The sequence below is a fragment of the Donghicola eburneus genome, from assembly GCF_900115865.1.
GTDB classification, from domain to species: domain Bacteria; phylum Pseudomonadota; class Alphaproteobacteria; order Rhodobacterales; family Rhodobacteraceae; genus Donghicola; species Donghicola eburneus.
Map to the genome: position 1 here is coordinate 55,630 of NZ_FOXY01000014.1, position 17,337 is coordinate 72,966.

14 protein-coding genes are annotated in these 17,337 nt (G+C 55.7%); 12 read left to right on the forward strand and 2 right to left on the reverse strand.

Annotated features, from left to right (window positions below; translation table 11 throughout):
• Window positions 1-16: 16 nt before the first annotated feature.
• The 4 genes from BM225_RS18560 (at window position 17) to repC (ending at window position 3,786) form a co-directional block, all read left to right on the forward strand.
• Window positions 17-370, forward strand: coding sequence for a hypothetical protein (locus tag BM225_RS18560; RefSeq protein ID WP_092465169.1), 354 nt, complete (start codon window positions 17-19; stop codon window positions 368-370).
• Window positions 371-418: 48 nt separating this feature from the next.
• A complete protein-coding gene (repA, locus tag BM225_RS18565; protein WP_072704552.1) occupies window positions 419-1,597 on the forward strand; it encodes a plasmid partitioning protein RepA in 1,179 nt (392 codons plus the stop codon).
• A complete protein-coding gene (gene repB, locus BM225_RS18570; protein WP_092465170.1) occupies window positions 1,597-2,547 on the forward strand; it encodes a plasmid partitioning protein RepB in 951 nt (316 codons plus the stop codon). The genes repA and repB overlap by 1 nt, the downstream gene beginning before the upstream one ends.
• Window positions 2,548-2,724: 177 nt before the next feature.
• The gene (repC, locus tag BM225_RS18575; RefSeq protein WP_092465171.1) at window positions 2,725-3,786 is read left to right on the forward strand and encodes a plasmid replication protein RepC; all 1,062 of its coding nucleotides are present in this window, start codon (window positions 2,725-2,727) and stop codon (window positions 3,784-3,786) included.
• A gap of 1,938 nt (window positions 3,787-5,724) precedes the next feature.
• On the opposite strand, the gene BM225_RS18580 is transcribed toward repC, so the two are convergent.
• A complete protein-coding gene (locus tag BM225_RS18580; protein ID WP_143095418.1) occupies window positions 5,725-6,174 on the reverse strand; it encodes a hypothetical protein in 450 nt (149 codons plus the stop codon).
• A gap of 706 nt (window positions 6,175-6,880) precedes the next feature.
• On the opposite strand from BM225_RS18580, the gene BM225_RS21675 reads away from it, so the two are divergent.
• The 6 genes from BM225_RS21675 to BM225_RS18605 all read left to right on the forward strand — a co-directional run bounded on the left by BM225_RS21675 (window position 6,881) and on the right by BM225_RS18605 (window position 12,168).
• Window positions 6,881-7,177 (forward strand): hypothetical protein, encoded by a 297-nt coding sequence (locus BM225_RS21675; protein WP_143095419.1) that lies wholly within the window; start codon window positions 6,881-6,883, stop codon window positions 7,175-7,177.
• 24 nt (window positions 7,178-7,201) lie between these two features.
• Window positions 7,202-7,570 (forward strand): hypothetical protein, encoded by a 369-nt coding sequence (locus BM225_RS18585; RefSeq protein ID WP_143095420.1) that lies wholly within the window; start codon window positions 7,202-7,204, stop codon window positions 7,568-7,570.
• Window positions 7,571-7,876: 306 nt separating this feature from the next.
• Window positions 7,877-8,152 (forward strand): WGR domain-containing protein, encoded by a 276-nt coding sequence (locus tag BM225_RS18590; RefSeq protein ID WP_092465173.1) that lies wholly within the window; start codon window positions 7,877-7,879, stop codon window positions 8,150-8,152.
• 230 nt (window positions 8,153-8,382) lie between these two features.
• Complete coding sequence (locus BM225_RS18595) at window positions 8,383-8,880, forward strand: TspO/MBR family protein (protein WP_092465174.1); 498 nt, start codon at window positions 8,383-8,385, stop codon at window positions 8,878-8,880.
• A gap of 10 nt (window positions 8,881-8,890) precedes the next feature.
• On the forward strand, window positions 8,891-9,430 hold the full coding sequence (locus BM225_RS18600; protein ID WP_092465175.1) for a CIA30 family protein: 540 nt from the start codon (window positions 8,891-8,893) through the stop codon (window positions 9,428-9,430).
• Window positions 9,431-9,864: 434 nt separating this feature from the next.
• Window positions 9,865-12,168 carry a FepA family TonB-dependent siderophore receptor gene (locus BM225_RS18605; protein ID WP_092465176.1) on the forward strand — a complete coding sequence of 768 codons (2,304 nt, stop codon included), beginning with the start codon at window positions 9,865-9,867 and terminating at the stop codon, window positions 12,166-12,168.
• A gap of 47 nt (window positions 12,169-12,215) precedes the next feature.
• On the opposite strand, the gene BM225_RS18610 is transcribed toward BM225_RS18605, so the two are convergent.
• Window positions 12,216-13,970: a calcium-binding protein gene (locus BM225_RS18610; RefSeq protein ID WP_177218660.1), complete on the reverse strand. Its 1,755-nt coding sequence runs from the start codon at window positions 13,968-13,970 to the stop codon at window positions 12,216-12,218.
• 233 nt (window positions 13,971-14,203) lie between these two features.
• On the opposite strand from BM225_RS18610, the gene BM225_RS18615 reads away from it, so the two are divergent.
• The gene (locus BM225_RS18615) at window positions 14,204-15,109 is read left to right on the forward strand and encodes a homocysteine S-methyltransferase family protein (protein ID WP_092465182.1); all 906 of its coding nucleotides are present in this window, start codon (window positions 14,204-14,206) and stop codon (window positions 15,107-15,109) included.
• A gap of 1,041 nt (window positions 15,110-16,150) precedes the next feature.
• The coding region (locus tag BM225_RS18620) for a calcium-binding protein (protein WP_092465178.1) at window positions 16,151-17,337 on the forward strand (1,187 nt) is incomplete at its 3' end.

Genomic DNA, 17,337 nt, shown 5'->3' on the forward strand with positions numbered 1-17,337 from the left:
GATTGAATGCACAGTTATGTCGGTCATTATTTGCAAAAATAGTTACCATTCTGCGTGCCGTATCTACGACGGGAGCCGTGACGCGAATCGGACAGATAAAACTGCGGTATCGAACCCGACGCGCTACAACGAATGGCTACAGCGCTTAGTGGTGGTTGCGCTGAAAAGCTCTCTGAAAGCCCTATCGGCGCGCCATAGACTGCCCGAAAACTTCTCGCTTAAGCCCAAGCGGGCGCGCGCGCTTCACGCCGCAATCACGGATTTGAAAGAAAAAGTTTGCGCCGACTCACAAATCGCAGCTATAGAAACGATAAAAATGAGCATGGCGCTAAACAGCGTTACTACAAGAAGCAGGCAAAGCACCCTATGAACCCTCTACCCTTGGTTCGACCGCATATGCCTGTAAGCAGGTGGAAATATGGTCGAAAACACCATTCGCATCAATGAACGAGTCCGCGTTAACGCGGAAAATATCGCTGCTGCGCTCGAGAATCATATGCTCACAGCGTTTGCGCCCGATGCGCGCAAAGAACTGCGCCTGTTTTCCGCAGGCGAAGCGGCTGAACTCCTCGGGATTTCAACGTCGTTCCTGCGCAAGCTTCACTTCGAGAACAAGATTGAGGATGTCCAGACCAGCGCGGGCGGTCGGCGCTATTACAGCGCCCATGACCTGAGCCAAATTCGCCAACATCTGGACAGCGTCGCCAAGGTCCCCGGCACCTATCTAAAGGGCCGCCGAGAGGGCGATCCGGTGCAGGTTCTGTCCTTTCTGAACTTCAAGGGCGGTTCGGGCAAAACTACAAGCACTATACACACAGCACAGCGTTTGGCTCTAAAGGGCTACAAGATCTTGTGTGTGGACATCGATCCGCAGGCCTCGCTTACGACCCTTTTTGGCTACCGCCCCGAGGTTGATTTCTTAGAAACTGGAACGGTCTATGACGCGATCCGGTACGATGACCCCCTGCCCCTGTCTTCGATAATCCAGCCGACCTTCTTCGAAGGCATTGATCTGGCTCCTGCGGGTCTAGTTCTGCAGGAATTCGAGCACGAAACGCCGCGCGCTCTGATGGATAACGTGCAACCACCGTTCTTTTCACGGATGGCTGCCGCGTTGGCCGAGGTTGAGGCGAATTACGACCTGATCCTGTTCGATTGCCCCCCGCAATTGGGCTATCTGACCATGGGCGCGCTCTGTGCTTCGACCGGGTTGTTCATCACAGTCGTGCCGAACATGCTCGACGTAGCGTCTATGTCGCAATTCCTACAGATGAGTGCCGATTTGCTTGATGTCGTCAGCAATGCGGGCGCAGCGATGGACTATGACTTCCTCCGGTTTCTTATCAACCGGATGGAGCCGAATGACGGGCCCCAACAGCAGGTCGTAGCATTTCTGCGGAATCTGTTCGGGAACGAAGTCATGACGAATGCGATGCTGAAATCCACCGCGATTTCGGACGCTGGCCTGACTCACCAGACCATCTACGAGGTCGAACGCAGCCAGTTTAACCGCAACACTTATGACCGTGCTGTGGATTCACTGAATAGCGTGAACGATGAAATTGAGTCCCTCATCCAAGCAGCATGGGGTCGATAATGGCACGTAAAGGTATTCTCAGCACCAATCTCACGCCGAACAAGCCGGACGCCGCCCCGCGGCAACGTCTGATGCCGCAATCGGCCGTTGGTGCGCTTCAAAGCAGTCTGTCAAAGCTACAAGAGAACGCGATCCAAGAAGTCGATCCCAGTCTGATCGATAACGCGGGTCTCGAAGACCGGCTTGGGCTGGATTACACCGAACAAGAGCGCCTGAAGGAAAGCCTGCAGACCTATGGTCAGCAGGTTCCGGTGCTTTTGCGGCCCCACCCCACCGCACGTGGCCGGTTCGAGATCGTCTATGGCCGCCGCCGTCTGGCCGCCTTGCGGGAACTCGGCCTACCGGTCAAAGCCATGGTGCGTCAGCTCGACGATCACGCGCTGGTTATGGCACAAGGCCAAGAGAACAACACGCGGACGGACCTCAGCTTTATCGAGAAAGCGAGCTTTGCCGCGCAACTTCAGGACGCGGGATACGATCGACCAACCATCGCGGCGGCTTTGGCGATCGATTTACCCATGGTCAGCCGGATGCTCAAGGTCGGCACCGCTTTTGATCTGGAGTTCTTGCGTCAGGTGGGCCGTGCCCCCTCTGTTGGACGCGAGCGCTGGATGCAGCTGGTGTCTCTCTTCGAGGAACAGGCGGCGCGCAGCCGTGCCGGCATCTTTATGAGGCGACCCGAATTTACCTCAATGGACACTGACGCCCGTTTCGAGGCGGTTCTCAAGGCAGCGCAGAACAAACACCGAGAGCAGCCCCCTGCCCCGCCGCAGGCGCGCAAGGCCGCGATCAGTTCCCCCGACGGAGCCCCGATCGCCACCGTCAAAGCCACGGACAAAGGCATCAGCCTAACCGTGAAGACCGAAGGTTTCGACCGCTGGATCGAAGATAACGCCAGTGAGTTGATGAACGAATGGTTTGCCCGCTGGCAATCCGAACAAAGCGAATAACAGAGCAACGAGCAGTACAAGGAGGCACGACCCAGGACCCTGAAATAAGAAAAGCCCCCCAAGTAAATTGGAAGGCCCTTCTCGTCTTTAGCATCTTCGAGATAACCCGCCATTCCGAATCAGTCAACTCTGCCAGCTTGGTTAGGGCATAAATTTTTGCGTCCTTCGTGAAATAATATGACAGTTTTGACCCCCCGTTTCGTCGGGCGGCCGGTTTTGGCTGCACCCGAGGGATCGACTGTGGCCCGAGATAAGTGGGCTTTGGTTGATCGGCTGACACTCGCAGCCGAAGATTTCGGCTTGTCCCATCGAAATATCGCGGTCCTGCGCGCCATGCTGACCTTTGTGCCAGAGCGCGACCTGCCCGCGCGGATGGGCGTGTCCATCGTCTTTGCTTCGAACCAAACCCTGAGCACCCGTTTGGGCGGCATGCCCGAAAGCACACTGCGTCGACACTTGGCCGCACTGGTGAAAGCCGGTGTCATCGCGCGGTTCGACAGTCCCAATCGGAAACGCTATGCCAAACGGCTTGGCCACGGGATCGCCTGTGCCTTTGGATTTGATCTGGGTCCGCTATCCTCACTGGCCCCCGAGATCGAAGCGCACGCCTCTGCCAGAGAGTTGCGCCAGCAAGAGCACGACCTTCTCCGCACGCAAATCCTACGCGCGCGTCAGACGCTCTGCGAGGCGCTCCTCGCCCGTGACATTGATCCTGATGGCATCCATGACCAGAGCCCCCTCCTCGCCCGCGCACGCCTTCTGCTGCGTCGCAAAAACAACAACGAAGAGCTGGAAGACTTGCTCAAGGATTTCGATGCGGTTTCTCTTTCATCAATTCTGGGCGCCAGTGACAGCGAAAATGAGCGTCACCAACATAAGGAAAAAAATAAAAACTCTGATGTTGAGGTAGCACCAACAAGCAGCGCTTCGGGTTTGAACTTTCTGTCTCAGTTCACCGAATACCAAAAAATGTTCCCAAGTGCAGCGCATGACCTACATGACATCTCGAGCCACGCTGCATCTCTCGTCCCAATGATGGGGATCGACCAACCTGTCTATGAAGAAGCGAAGCAAGCATTGGGAGCGGACATCGCTCCGATTGCTGTCCTGTGCATCTTGGAGCGGTTCGATCAGATCGAGAACCCAGGTGGGTATCTAAGGCATCTCACCAAACAAGCGCGAGAAGGCGATTTTAACCTTCGAAGACTTTTGAGTTCAGTCGGCGGGATTGTCAGCTGACAACTTACTCAGGTTTTCGAGACGACTATGCCCTTATCTCGGTTCTCAAAAGCCTCACCTTTCTGTGTCTCTGATTTTGGATCCATGCTGAGAGGAGTAGTATTCGGAGTGATGAAAGAGTTACAGCGCCGCGAAGTAAAATAGTAGAGCCTCCAATAATCAAAGGGTCATGCGCACGCGATTACCTCAGAATGTGAACCTTAGAGATTGATCCCAGGCACAACCGGAAATCGGCAGCGCAGATTTCCAAAGCATCTGGAACGACACGGATTTTTGGCTATTCCAGCGATGGCAAGGATCTGACTGCAGCGTTTCGACGACGATGGGGTGCCTTGATGGTTTGACCACCTCTTATGTGAAAATTGCGCAGTCCCATCATTCCTGAGCAGTAGATTGTCAGCTGACAATCTGAAGGTCGTTCCTCAGAGACGCTTAGACTATTTCGGAATTCAGCTGGTGAGACGAGAACTCTTCGCCGAATTTTTTTATGTCAAGCATGATCACTCTGAACTCGTTCCCTTGATGCGTCGCGCAGTTTTTAGCATGTCCCTGCAGTTCTCGGCACAAGTACTTCCAACTACGAAAATGTCTTCACAGAGGCATCATTTCCGAAGGATCAGAACTGCGATATGACAGATCTGGTGCGGAACGTAACCCTTGTTTTAGATAGCGCCGAAACACTGAAAAGGTCGGCTCGACCACGTCGGATGTTCCCAGAACCATTCCTGAATTCACCTTGATATCTACGGAACGGGTTCTTTGATGGGTGAAGCCAACTCAGGTCCTAGCGCGCGTCTCTGAAATCAGCGCCATGCCACGCAAGTTCCTACGCCTTCGACTGCTCTCTCTGGATCGGCTAGCGCTTCAGTCGGGGGCATTCTGCGTCGGGTCTTGCTTCGAACCTACAGGCATATGACGGCCTGCTGAGGATGCTTCTAAGGGAAACGGAAACGATATGGATCGTAGTTGTCTGGTCAAATTGTCAGCTGACAATCTTTGGCGGAACGCGTTTTCGAGTAGCGCCTCGGACGAACCAGATATGTCAGTCTGAAAAAAAACAGTCCGCAAATAGTGGGGAGCAGTGGCGTGATTGCACCTCACGCCGGAACACAATGTACTATCCATCCTGTAGGCTGAGCTGTGACCATGTTGTGAAGCCAACCGAGAGTCTGAGAGTTACCCGCATGGCGCTCGCGAAAATTTTTCAATTGACGAATAGGCTAATGATGTCGTCGCCGCTGTGTTTGCTGCTTGTGTCCACCTGCGTGTGCCGAAGAGTATGAGCACATCGAGACCTTTGAGGCGAACGTGTCGGCTGCAACGCAAATGGCGCAATAGAGCAAGAAGCAGCTTGAAACGAACGCATCAGCCTTGCGAAGTTATACATCGGCGAATGACTGCAAAGCGTTCTAGCTGTCGGCACAAACACAGGTCTGGAAGAGCGCTAGAGTAGCTCGGATGCTCGCTTCATCGACGCTCGCTATTGCTTTGTACCTCGGCCGACACCATCGCGCCGCAATATGAACATATGTGAGGAACGCGCAGGCAATTTCTCGAAGTCGCTCATCGGTGACAAGATTGGACCGTCGTCTTGAACATCATGGGAGATTTGGAAGATGGAGCGACGCAGTGATCGGTGGTCGCTCAACGTTTTAGGATTTAGCGAGAAAGAACATGCGTGGATATGGGATCATTCTAACTCCGCCAAAGACAGGAGACAGACGGTTTGAAAACAAAGCCTGACTTGGCTGCTCTGTATAAAGGTTGGCTCTAGCAGGAAGGCAAATGCCGACATGCTTCGACTTTTGGACTAAGCTTGCCGCTGCCCAAGAAATCTGATCGCTGACCTAAGGAATTGGGGCTAGAGCAAGGACCCGCGTCGATCTACATCTTAGGCCATTGGTAGGGCAGGGGGCTGAGCGCCCCCGGTGCCGGGTTTTAAGAACAGTAGCTGTAGCGGTTGCCAGTTGCACGGATGATCTGCGCAGCTGTTAGAGGTTTTGCGCCGTAGTAGTTCCGCAGGCCCACTTGTTGCCAAAACCAATTCTGAATTTCTGGCGGGTAGAACAGGACCATTCCTTTGGTCATCCGGTCCGACGCTTTGGTGGTCGGGGGGAAGATCGCGCTGACCGCGTGGAAGTGGAGCGTGACATTCGGGTTGTCGAAGCACAGGTTCTGGTCCAGCGCGAGGTACATAGTGCAGGCGGACTTGCAGTCGCCGGTGATTTTTACCTTCGTGCCTGCGCGAATGTAGTCGACGATCCGAGGGGCATAGTTTTGCACAACACCTCCGACGTCATTACGCACGACTTTGACCTGTGGGGGTTTTGCAGCAAAGGTTGCCGTTGCGAGGCAGGACAGGACTGCTGCCATAATTATCCGTCGCATTGCATTCCATCCAGTATCAATGCCTCGGGACGTAATGATCCGGCCCGTGCCAAAGGCACAGGAGGTCACAACGCCGAAGCGGTTAGCATGAGTCGAAATCCAACATTTCTGTTGTTGGCACTGATTTTGGTTGTTGCAGGTGAAGTTTAATATCCGGTCAAAGGGCGAATGGCCGGGGTATTCGTCTTTCCGAGACTAGACGAAGGTGCAGGACCCGTTCGGCGGGGCACAAATATTCATCGCTGGGTATTTGTTAGTCACACGAACGAACGTAGTTGGGTCATGAGTCTAGTTCCACGGGTAGTTCTAAAACGGTCAATCAGTGGGCCGTTATCTTATGGCTACAGCGCTAAATGACTGCTTCCGTAAAAATGGGTGCCCTCTCAATTTGGAACGCTCTGAAATGGCTCCGGTAAACAGATGCGGATGGCACCTAAATTCAAGCCGAAGTCCCGCGACATGTTGTGCCTAAGAAATGGAGTCAGCGTCGCGATATTGATTTGAACCCAATTCGTGAGTTTATTTTATAATTGGTCAATTTCTTTAATTGCAGTTAGCTGTGATTTAATCTCACAAAAATATCGAAGTAATAGTTTTGCAAAATGCAAATGATTCTATTGCGCATTGGTTTCGCGATATTGTAGGGCTGATATTAATTTCTGAAATATATTTACTCTTTCCTCTCTAATTATTAGGGTGACCCAAAATGAAATTAATTGTTTGTCTGTCGCTAATGATGTTTCCGACATTTATATCCGCCCAAGACGCCAGTGGCTCTTCTGTGCCTTTTCTCATCGGAGACGGTACGTCCGGAGGCGGCCAATCGGGGGGTGTTTCCCTTCAGGCCGCGCTTTCCAATGCAGGTCTCTCTGGCGGAGGGTTGAATGTCGGATCTTTGGCCCAAGCGGGGCTTGCGGACTCAGCCGTTGGCGGTGCGATCAACGTAGGCGACACCGATGCGGCTTCGTCGACCTCTAACACGTCTTCTGCGGGGACAAACTAAAGCCGCATCAGTCTGAAGTGAAACTTGGTTGAATTGAATAAGATGAAGAAGTTCCTCGTATATCTCGTTCCTTTGGCGATCCCGACCCTGGTTTGGGGGCAGGATGTTGCCGGTCAGGCGGCTGTGGCGCAACAAGGCGCGGCGACAGCGTCGGCTGCGGGCGGGCAGGCGACTTTGGCGACTGTGAACGGTGTGCTGACCAATGCGGCCAACCTGACCAACGCATTGAACGGTTTGGGGCTGATTGGCGGTGGTCTCGGGGTTGCTGGCGCGGCGACAACAGGTGTTGCGGCTGTTGGCTTGGGAACGGCGCTAAGTGCGGCAGGCGGCGGGCAGGGCGGAGATTCAACCTCTTCTACCTCGGGCACCTCTTCTTCGAGCGGAACAAATTAAATTACCGGGGCTTTGGAGTTTGGCCCCACGCGTGTCAGTTATTCGATTTATTTTTATGACCTGACGTATTGTATGTAGAACTCTGCCAGCCCTTTGGTCTCCGTGAATTGGGAAACCACGGGGCTGGAAATTATTTTTGCTCCTGTAAGTGCTGATTGGTGGTGCTGCGTATTCCACGACGCCTGACGCAGCAGCGATCTCGACTTGCCCATCCCATCCCATCCATCAAAGTTCTGAATCGGACGAGGTGCGTTGATTCATAAATTGAATTGGACGTGCAGAGTCCCCGTCCGTCATACTTTGGTTATGACACATCAACCCTTTCCCAGAGTGAGACTGACACGTTGCGATCTCGCGCGGAATATGAGGCGGTTCTACGCGCTTTCGCTTGAGCCAAATCTGTTCGGAGAGACCACGCTTGTTCGGAACTGGGGGCGTATTGGGACCAGCGGGCAAAGCCGTTTGCACACATTCGATGATCCGGCCGAAGCGGCGTTGGCCTTTGAGGAATGGCGGTCTTTGAAGGCTCGCAAAGGTTATGTTCCTGAAACGGATCCGCGCTCGGGCGGTCCCGCGTCCTGAGTATCCGACTAAAATTGCGCCTAAAAACATGCTTCGGGGTGTGGGGGTCCGGTGCGGGCTAGCTTGGCCCCATGACAGGAGACATCTGGTTGAGACCCTGTGACTCGATGGGGCAGGCGTGATCTACGGCTTAGGATGGTCCGTAAAATGGGAACATTTGCGGTGCATGAGGTGTTCGTCAATCGACCACCCGCGCCGCGTTATGGTGCTTCACTCAACGAGATTTTTCCATGAGCCAGTCGCTGACCCACAAACCCACCGGAATCCCATTGGATCGCCAGAGCCTTCTGACACTGGCCAAATTTCTGTTGTTGATCATGGGGGGCGGTTTCCTGATCGGGCTTACGTTTACACCGGGCGAATGGTATGCGGCGCTGAACAAGCCGCCGTTCAACCCACCAAGCTGGGTCTTTGGGCCGGTTTGGACGGTGATCTATCTCTTTATCGCGATTGTGGGCTGGCGCATTCACCAGCGGGGCGATTTGCGGCACTTGCGTGGGCTGTGGTGGACGCAACTTGCGCTGAACTTCCTGTGGACGCCCGCATTTTTCTATCTGAACATGCCTTGGTTGGCCTTTGCTGTGATTGCTCCGCTGTTGGTGTCAATCGTCGCCCTTTTGGTGCGTCTTGCCCCGACAGATCGCCTGAGCGCCGCGCTTTTTGTGCCCTATGCCGGTTGGGTCGGCTTTGCGAGTGTGCTCAATCTCTCGATCGCGATACTGAATTAAGGGATGGACGATGAAGCAAATCCTGATGGGGGTGGTCATGGCAGCATCAATTGGAGCGTCCGCAGCAGCGAGCGACCTACGCTCTTTGAAGATCGCGCCTGATGCGGATTGGACGTTTTTGGCCGACACAGTGATGGGCGGTGTGTCCGAAGGGCAGGCAGAGGTCATTACCGAGGGCAAAACCTATCTACGCCTGACCGGTACGGTGAGCACCGCGAACAATGGCGGCTTCATTCAGGTGCGGCAAAAGTTGTCCGAGCCACTGGCCAAAGAGAAGACAGGCGTCCGGCTCGTGGTGCGCGGCAATGGCGAGACTTACTACGTGCATCTTAGGTCCCGCAGCACGCGGCTGCCGTGGCAGTACTACCAAGCCCCATTCGAGACGAGCGCGGACTGGACCGAGGTTCAACTGCCATTTGAGGCGTTCGAAGCCTCTGGCCGGTTGATGCGGGGCAGCCCGAGTGTGGACACGATCAAGTCCGTCGGGATCGTCGCCTTTGGCAAGGATCACGAGGCTTTGGTCGAAGTCCGCGAGGTCGGGTTTTACTGATTGTCCCGACCTAACTCATAAAACGCAAATCATGCGTTTGTAGAAACACGCATTTTTCGGGTTGTACTTGACTCTATTTGTTGGGTATTGCCGCCTTAGCCGGTGAGCATAGGTGACTCTGTGAGTCATGATTCCTCCCATGCCATGTTTCCACCCACGCCCATCCTGCTGGGGCGCACAGGCAGAAACATCCCCACACCCTGAGCCCCTTTGGTCGAGGTCCCCTCCGGACAAAGGACGAATGCCCGCTTCGGGCAAACTGTTGCCTGCGCGCGCGGGCGACCTAGCCGTTTGCGGACGACGTATATGAAGAGTGACAAAATCTACCCTCTGGGTCTGACAGTCGCCGTTCGGTCCACGGCATTCCGCTCGGGTCTTTTTCGTCGGTCACGGCGCGCTCCCCTACCAAGTTTGATGATACGAGAGGATTGTGCATGAGTACTGCACGCATGCGGCTGGCATCCGGGTCGGCCCTATTGCTCTGTTCCTTTGCGATGGGGCAGGCGGCCCTGGCGCAGGACGGACTGAATGACGAAGTGTTTGATCTGGGGACGGTGGTTCTGACCGCCGAAGAACAGATCAAACAGGCGCTTGGGACTTCCACTGTGACCGAGGGCGATATTGAGCGCTTGCCCGTGGTGAACGACGTTGCCGAGATTATCCGCAAGATGCCGGGTGTAAACCTGAGCGGCACGTCCTCGACAGGGCAGCGCGGCAACCAGCGCCAAGTGGACATTCGCGGCATGGGGCCGGAAAACGTCTTGATCCTGATTGATGGCAAGCCGGTTCTGTCCCGCATGTCAGTCAAGCAGGGCCGTTCGTCCGAGCGCGACAGCCGCGGGGATACCAACTGGGTCCCGCCAGAGATGATCGACAGCATCGAAGTCATCCGTGGTCCTGCGGCTGCGCGGTATGGCTCGGGTGCGGCGGGCGGTGTGATCAACATCGTGACCAAGGCACCGGACGAAGACTTCCTGCAAGTCGGCACCAGCTTTGACAGCCCCCAAAGCGATGACGAGGGTATGACCCAGCGCTACAACCTGCTCTGGGCCAAGCGCCTGAATGACGAGGTCGCGCTGCGTTTCTCGGCCAACTACAACAAGACCGACGCGGACTCCTATGACATCAACGAGTCCGAAATCGAGTGTACCACCGAGGCGGACGGCACCGAATCCTGCACAGCGGCCCAAGCAGGCACCGAAGGCGTGGTAAACCGCGATTACGCCCTGCGTCTGGATTGGGCGCCAAGCGCGGCGAACCAGTTTAACCTTGAGCTTGGCTATTCGCGTCAGGGCAACATCTATGCGGGCGACAGCCAGCTGGGGAATGGGCAGTTCCTGAACGTAGACCCGGAGTCGCTGGTCGATGATGGCACCGAAACCAACTCGATGGAGCGCCGCACCGTCTCGCTAACCCATATCGGCAGCTACGGCTGGGGCGACACAAACAGCTTTGTCCAGTTCGAACGGACCGACAACCGCCGCCTGAGCGAAGGCCCCGCAGGCCGCTATGAGGGCTCGATCAACAGCAGCGACAGCTATGACGAAGCGGTTCTGACCGCTATTTCCGGCAAGTCCGAGGCTTATGTCGGGCACAGCATCGGGGGCCGCGCTGCCGAACTGACCATGGGCGTCGAGGTGCGTCACGAAGAGCTGGACCTGAGCGGCTACAACTCTTTCTCCTCGCTCGTGGCCGAAGATGGCAGCATCGACACCTCGGACGGCGATCCGCTGACCTCGCAGATGACCGTGGGTCTGTATGTCGAGGACAACATCATTTGGAACGACAGCCTCACGCTGACACCGTCGCTGCGATTTGATCACGCCGATACCTTTGGCGGGACATGGTCGGGCGGGCTGAACGCCTCTTATGCGTTGAACTCCGCTTGGACGATCAAAGGCGGCGTGGCCAAGGCCTACAAGGCGCCGACTGTTTACCAAATCGCCGAAAACTACGTCTACGTCAGCTCTGGCAACGGCTGCCCCTATCCCTACTACGGGGACGGTCCTTGCTATGTGATGTCGAACGACGATCTGGAGCCGGAAACCTCGATCAACAAAGAGATCGGCATCCAATACCAAGGCTCTCAGGGCATCAATGCGACGCTGACCTATTTTCACAACGACTACCGTAACAAGATCCAGTCGGGCGTGGACCAGATCGCGACCCTGTCGGCTTATAACGCGCGCTATGACATTTATTCGGACTCGCGCATCTTTCAGTGGGACAACATTCCCGAGTCCGAAGTGTCGGGTCTGGAAGGCAGCTTTGCATGGGCCTTTGCCGATGATTTTAACCTGACCGTGAACGGCACTTACATGCTGACCTCGAAGCAAAAGCTAGAGATCGACAGCGGAACCACTTCGGACGGGACCGCATACGGCGCGCGCACGATCGAGGTGCCTCTGTCCTTGGTGCCGAAATACACGGTGAATGCCGCGCTGGATTGGTACGTGAACGACCGGTTCACCCTGACCCCATCGCTGACGCACTACGGCCCGACCGACGCGCCCAAAGAAAGCGGTGTGACCGGCTACGATAACGACGATTCCGACGATGACCGCGATCCTTACACCTTGGTCAACGTTGGGATGAACTACCGCTTCGACAATGGTATCGACCTGAAGGCCGGTGTCACCAACGCCTTTGACACGCAGGTTCTGCGGTCCGGCAGTGGGGCACAGACCTACAACGAACCTGGCCGCGCCTTCTATCTGGGTGTGACCAAGACGTTCTAAACACAATACAAACGCCCGCAGCCGAGAGGTTGCGGGCGTTGACGCGCTTATATGGTGTCGAGAGTGTCGATGACATCCATGATATCGATGGAATTTTTGACATCGCGCCAAGTGGTGTCGTTCAGGGTCAAGACTTGGCGACCTCCGAAGTCGATCACCAGATCATCGCCGTCTTGGTGTGCAACAGCTTTGACCTCTGCGACAGATGCATACCCTTCGAGATAGAGAACCAAGCTATCGCCCTCGTCAGCGTCAAAGTCTGTCACGGTGTCTTGGCCAGAGGGGATGTAGTAGGAGCCTTTGAAGTTGGTGAAGATAAAGGTGTCGCTGCCAGCATTGCCTGTCAGCGTGTCGTTTCCCTTGTCGCCCTCTATCCAGTCATCACCGGCGCCGCCCTTGATAAAGTCGTTCCCGCTTCCCCCAAGGAGGTAATCGTCGCCGGTTCCGCCAAACAGACGGTCCCGTTGAGATCCACCGTAAATCCAGTCGTCCCCGTTTCCGCCCCAGATGCGGTCTTTGCCAGCATCACCGGAAAGATCATCAACGCCGGACCCACCATGAATCTGGTCGTTGCCCGAGCCAGCCGAGATCATATCGCGACCTTTGCCAGCGGCCAGCCAGTCTGCTTCTGCGCCGCCAAAAAGAGTATCAGATCCGCGTCCGGTGAATGCGTAGAGCACACTGTCATAAGCTGTGACCCAAGTAGACCCTTGGCTGCCGATGAAACGCGTTGCCTCTGTATCATAGGGATAATCGATGCCCCAACCGTCTGCGGTATTGTAGATCGTCGCGGTTGTGCCACCTGACTGATCGCGAACATTTACGGCAAGTTCACTTAGGACTTTCCCCAGATCGCTCTTGTCCAAGAGGGATTGCTCCAGATCCGAGACGTGGGCTTCGTTCGCTTTCACCCATTTGGAGAAAGAGGTCCCGCCTCGGGTTTGTTCGATCAAATCAAGAGCACCATCGATAAACGTGTCCTGCAGATCCGCTACAAACGCTTCGGCCTCTTCCACGGTCGCGAAGTGCTCTGGCAGAAGATCCTTCCCCTTTGCGGCGAGCGCACTGCCAAGATAGGACAAAGCACCTTGGGTCATGGGGGACGACAAGTCTGCCGGATCATATTCAGTTTGGTACTTGAGGATGTCGATGCCGACGAGACTGGCTTCGTCGAGATATTCGAAAGACCACGCGCTTGGATTTGCCGGATCGGCCAGCTGATCAAAACGGTCCTGATTCGCTGACTGAGAGGTCAGATAATTGCTGACTTCGATCAAGCCTGCGTCGGGCAGGAGCCCTGTTTGAGTCACGCTGGTTGCTCGGTTCAGTACTGTTTGCAGCTGGCTGCCAGAGATTGTTTCAATGATGTAAAAGGTATCTGGACGTTCGTCGTAGTGGTATGGGGTCAGTTCCCCGCCATCGACCCAGTCCTGATAGCCGTCGGTCGGCATCGTACTGATCACCCCGACAGAGTTCTTGAAGTAGTCCTCTCCGCGCCAGTCGCCTTGGCCTGACGGGTCGCCAGTGTCCCAACGGTCGCTCTCGTATGCGTCGTAAATCGTGCCGTACTGTTGAGCGTTGATTTCGATGCCGGTGCCGTCTTCGATCAAATTGGGGCGGCGGCCCCCGATGGTCAGCATCGAGTACATATGTTTGTCGGCCTGAACAAATTCCGGTCCGAGCCCCCAGTCACTCAGCGTTTCTGGGAAAGGGGCCTCGCGGTAATCGACCTTGATCTCGATATACAGTGCCACGGTGTCGAGAGATGTCTCGTACCCGTTCCAGATAACAGTCCCGCTCATAACAACTCCTGTCGGTGTGACTGCCATGCTTTTGAGCAATGTGCTTAAGATATCAACTATAAAGTGTAAGGAGTAATGAATTCCGGAAGTGTTGCGATGCGATTTCGCATCTCTTGGCTTTGTCGCCTGAACCGGCCATGCGGTTGAAACCCATTGCACCAGAGCCAGCGGTCTATAGAACTTTGACAAAGTGACGCTTTGCGCCCGTGATGGCGCGCTGGATGGGAATGCACATGACCCGGATCATCCTGCTGGACGGCGGCCTGAGCCGCGAGATGACCCGCTTTGGCGCGGAGCTGAAGCAGCCAGAGTGGTCGGCGGGCGCGCTTATCGATCATCCTCAGGCGATCAAGCAAGCGCATCAGGCCTTCTTCGAGGCCGGGGCAGAGATCGCGACCACGGCGAATTACGCGGTGGTTCCATTCCACATCGGCCAAGAGCGGTTTGAGGTGCGCGGCGCGGAACTGACCGCGCTGTCGGGAAAACTCGCCCGAGAGGCTGCGGATGAGGCGATGGCCAAAGGGCAGACTGCGCGTGTGGCGGGATGCTTGCCGCCTGCATGTGGGTCGTACTTGCCTGATGACTTCGATAGTGACGCAGCCAAAGAGATCCTGCGCGTTCTGGTAGAGGCTCTGACCCCCTATGCGGATTTTTGGCTGGCCGAGACCATGAGCAGCCTGTCCGAAATGCGCGAGACCGCGGCAGCCGCATCGGGGACTGGCAAACCGCTCTGGCTGGCATGCAGTCTGCGCGATGACACGGTGGATGCTCCGGCGCAGTTGCGGTCCGGTGAAACGGTTCAGGATGCAGCTCGGCTGGCGGTAGAACTTGGGGCCGAGGCGTTGCTCTTCAACTGCTCTTTGCCAGAGGTGATGGAGCGCGCGGTCGTCACGGCGCGCGACGTGCTGGCTGACATGGGACGTCCGATGCCCTTGGGCGTCTATGCCAACGGATTTGTGCCCAAGCCCAGAGAGGGCGGGGCCAACGAGACGATTTCAACCATCCGCGAAGATTTGGACCCCGCCGCCTATCTGGAATGGGCGGAGCGCTGGGTGGCGGCTGGGGCGACCCTGATCGGGGGCTGCTGTGGAATCGGTTCGACTCACATTGCTGCGCTAAGAGCCCGATTTCGCGCGTAATTCTGGTCCCAAACGCGCCGTGTGTGACGCGATCGGTCGAGGTCCCGTCCTTTCGATAGCCAAAACAGTTGTATTCTGAAAGCAGAATTCGATTTCGGGTCGCAAAACGCAGGGCATGCGCAGAACGAGATTGTGTAATTGCAGTTTAGAAGTTCCCACACCTAAAGGTTAATACCTGCAACTTCGATATTGCTCTTTGCGGTGCAGCAAAGAGTTTGCGAACTGACGTTTTTGATAGTAGAGATAACCCATAAGGATAGGTCCTATCTTGTTTTTGTTTGTTGAGTGAGCGTTTTCCTGACGTGCTGCAGCGCAGTAGTCACGGGGCCATAGAGCGAAACAAACAGAGACAATGGAGAGCGGCCATTGAACGATGACACATCCTGATCGGGTGCAGGGCATCGGCCCCACGCGGGGATGACCTGACCTAAAACCTTCTTTTGACCTGAATTGTAGCACGGTGTGACGGCTGTCATCCGATCGACGAATTGTGCGCAGAGTGTGGGTTTTCATGCCTGTCAGGCGCTGAACTCCTGAAGGCAGCGCAGTTCTTTCACGGGCTGCGAATGAGGCCTTGCGACCAAAAGAAGTCCGAATGCTTCAGTCGGTTCTCTGAAATGCCGCGTTGAAACAGAGGTCTAAGCGTGTTTTTCGGCTCGTTTGCCGCCTCAAGGCCGACGGAAAGACCGTCAAGGGTCCGCACGTGATCGGCTCGAAAGCAAAAGTATTGCTCGGTTCCCGTTCCGACCGAGCGCCACGTAGGACAACATTGTTTGCCCTTTCGTTTGTACGGCGCGTTGCACTGGTTCCCCACCGCAGGCCACCGCCAAGTCATGAGTTCACTTTTACCAAAATTAATTGGGACTTCGTTGAATGCGGCGCTGCAGCAATCCCGTGCGGCCTCGTTGAATTCGGGATCATGAGCAGAGCCGCACACCTCTTGAAGTATCGGTGCCACCAAACGATCCGCAAAAGAAGTCCCGCATTTTTGACAGCCGAAGTTTCAACTTTGAACGCGGCCGGTACATGAGGACTGTTTAGATGGCTTCAACATTGGATGTTACAGGTAATCTGTACACCTACGATGGCACGCTGGCGCAGTTGTTATCGCTTACGGTTCTTCCGTCCTTTTCCTCGGTTTCCGGCTCCGTTTCGCTGACCGAAGACGACGGTGTTTTGACCTCTGGTGAAGCAGGCACCCTGAGCATCGACGGCGTCCCTCAATTTGTCGACTACGAAGGCGTCGCGAGCTTCAACGCTCATAGTTTGGTCGGTGGTGTGCTTGGCGTCTTGCTGGGTTCAACCGAGGCGGCCGTTTTTACCTCGGCCTCGGGCGAAGTGTACCTCTACGCACCTGATGGATTTCCAGCGCTTGCGGGGGTCGCGACCACGATCACCTTGGATGACACAGCGACCTACGACCTGGCCCCTAGCACGGCAGGTGTGGATGGGACCAGTGGCGATGATACCATGGAGGTCGGCTACACCGACGCCGATGGTGATGAGATCACGAATTATGATCCCGGAGGTTTTCTAGGGATCGGATACCAATCCGGCGACGACACGATCTATGGCTATGCTGGTAATGACAGCATCAACGCGGGCAGCGGCGATGACACCGTTTACGGTGGATCAGGAGACGATACTGTCCTTGGGGCTGATGGGAACGACGTCCTCTATGGCGATGAAGGCAATGACAGCATCGACGGCGGCTCTGGCAACGACCTGATTTATGGCGGCGCGGATGACGATACAATCTCCGGCGGCTTGGGGCGAGATACGGTTTATGGCGGCGAGGGCAATGACACTTGGCTCGCGGGTGCCACCAACAGCGGCACTGACGAAGTTTATCTCGAAGGCGGCGATGATGTCGCCGAGGTCGGTTACTACTTTCCCGCCGACGGGATGGAAGTTCTGGACGGCGGCGATGGCAACGACACCATCGCACTGGATGGCGCGGCGGTTGACGGCTTCGATATCGGGATCACGCTGAACGACGACGGCACTGCAACCAATATCGGCTTCGACACTGATATCTCGAACTTCGAAAACGTGCGTGGTAACTCTGGCGCGAACGCGATCACCGGTAACCTGCTGGACAACGAACTGATCGGGGCAGCGGGCCAAGATACTCTGTCCGGTGGCGGTGGCAACGATACGCTGGATGGGGGCGCGGATAACGACACTCTGGACGGCGGAGATGGCGACGACATCCTGACCGGCGGCGC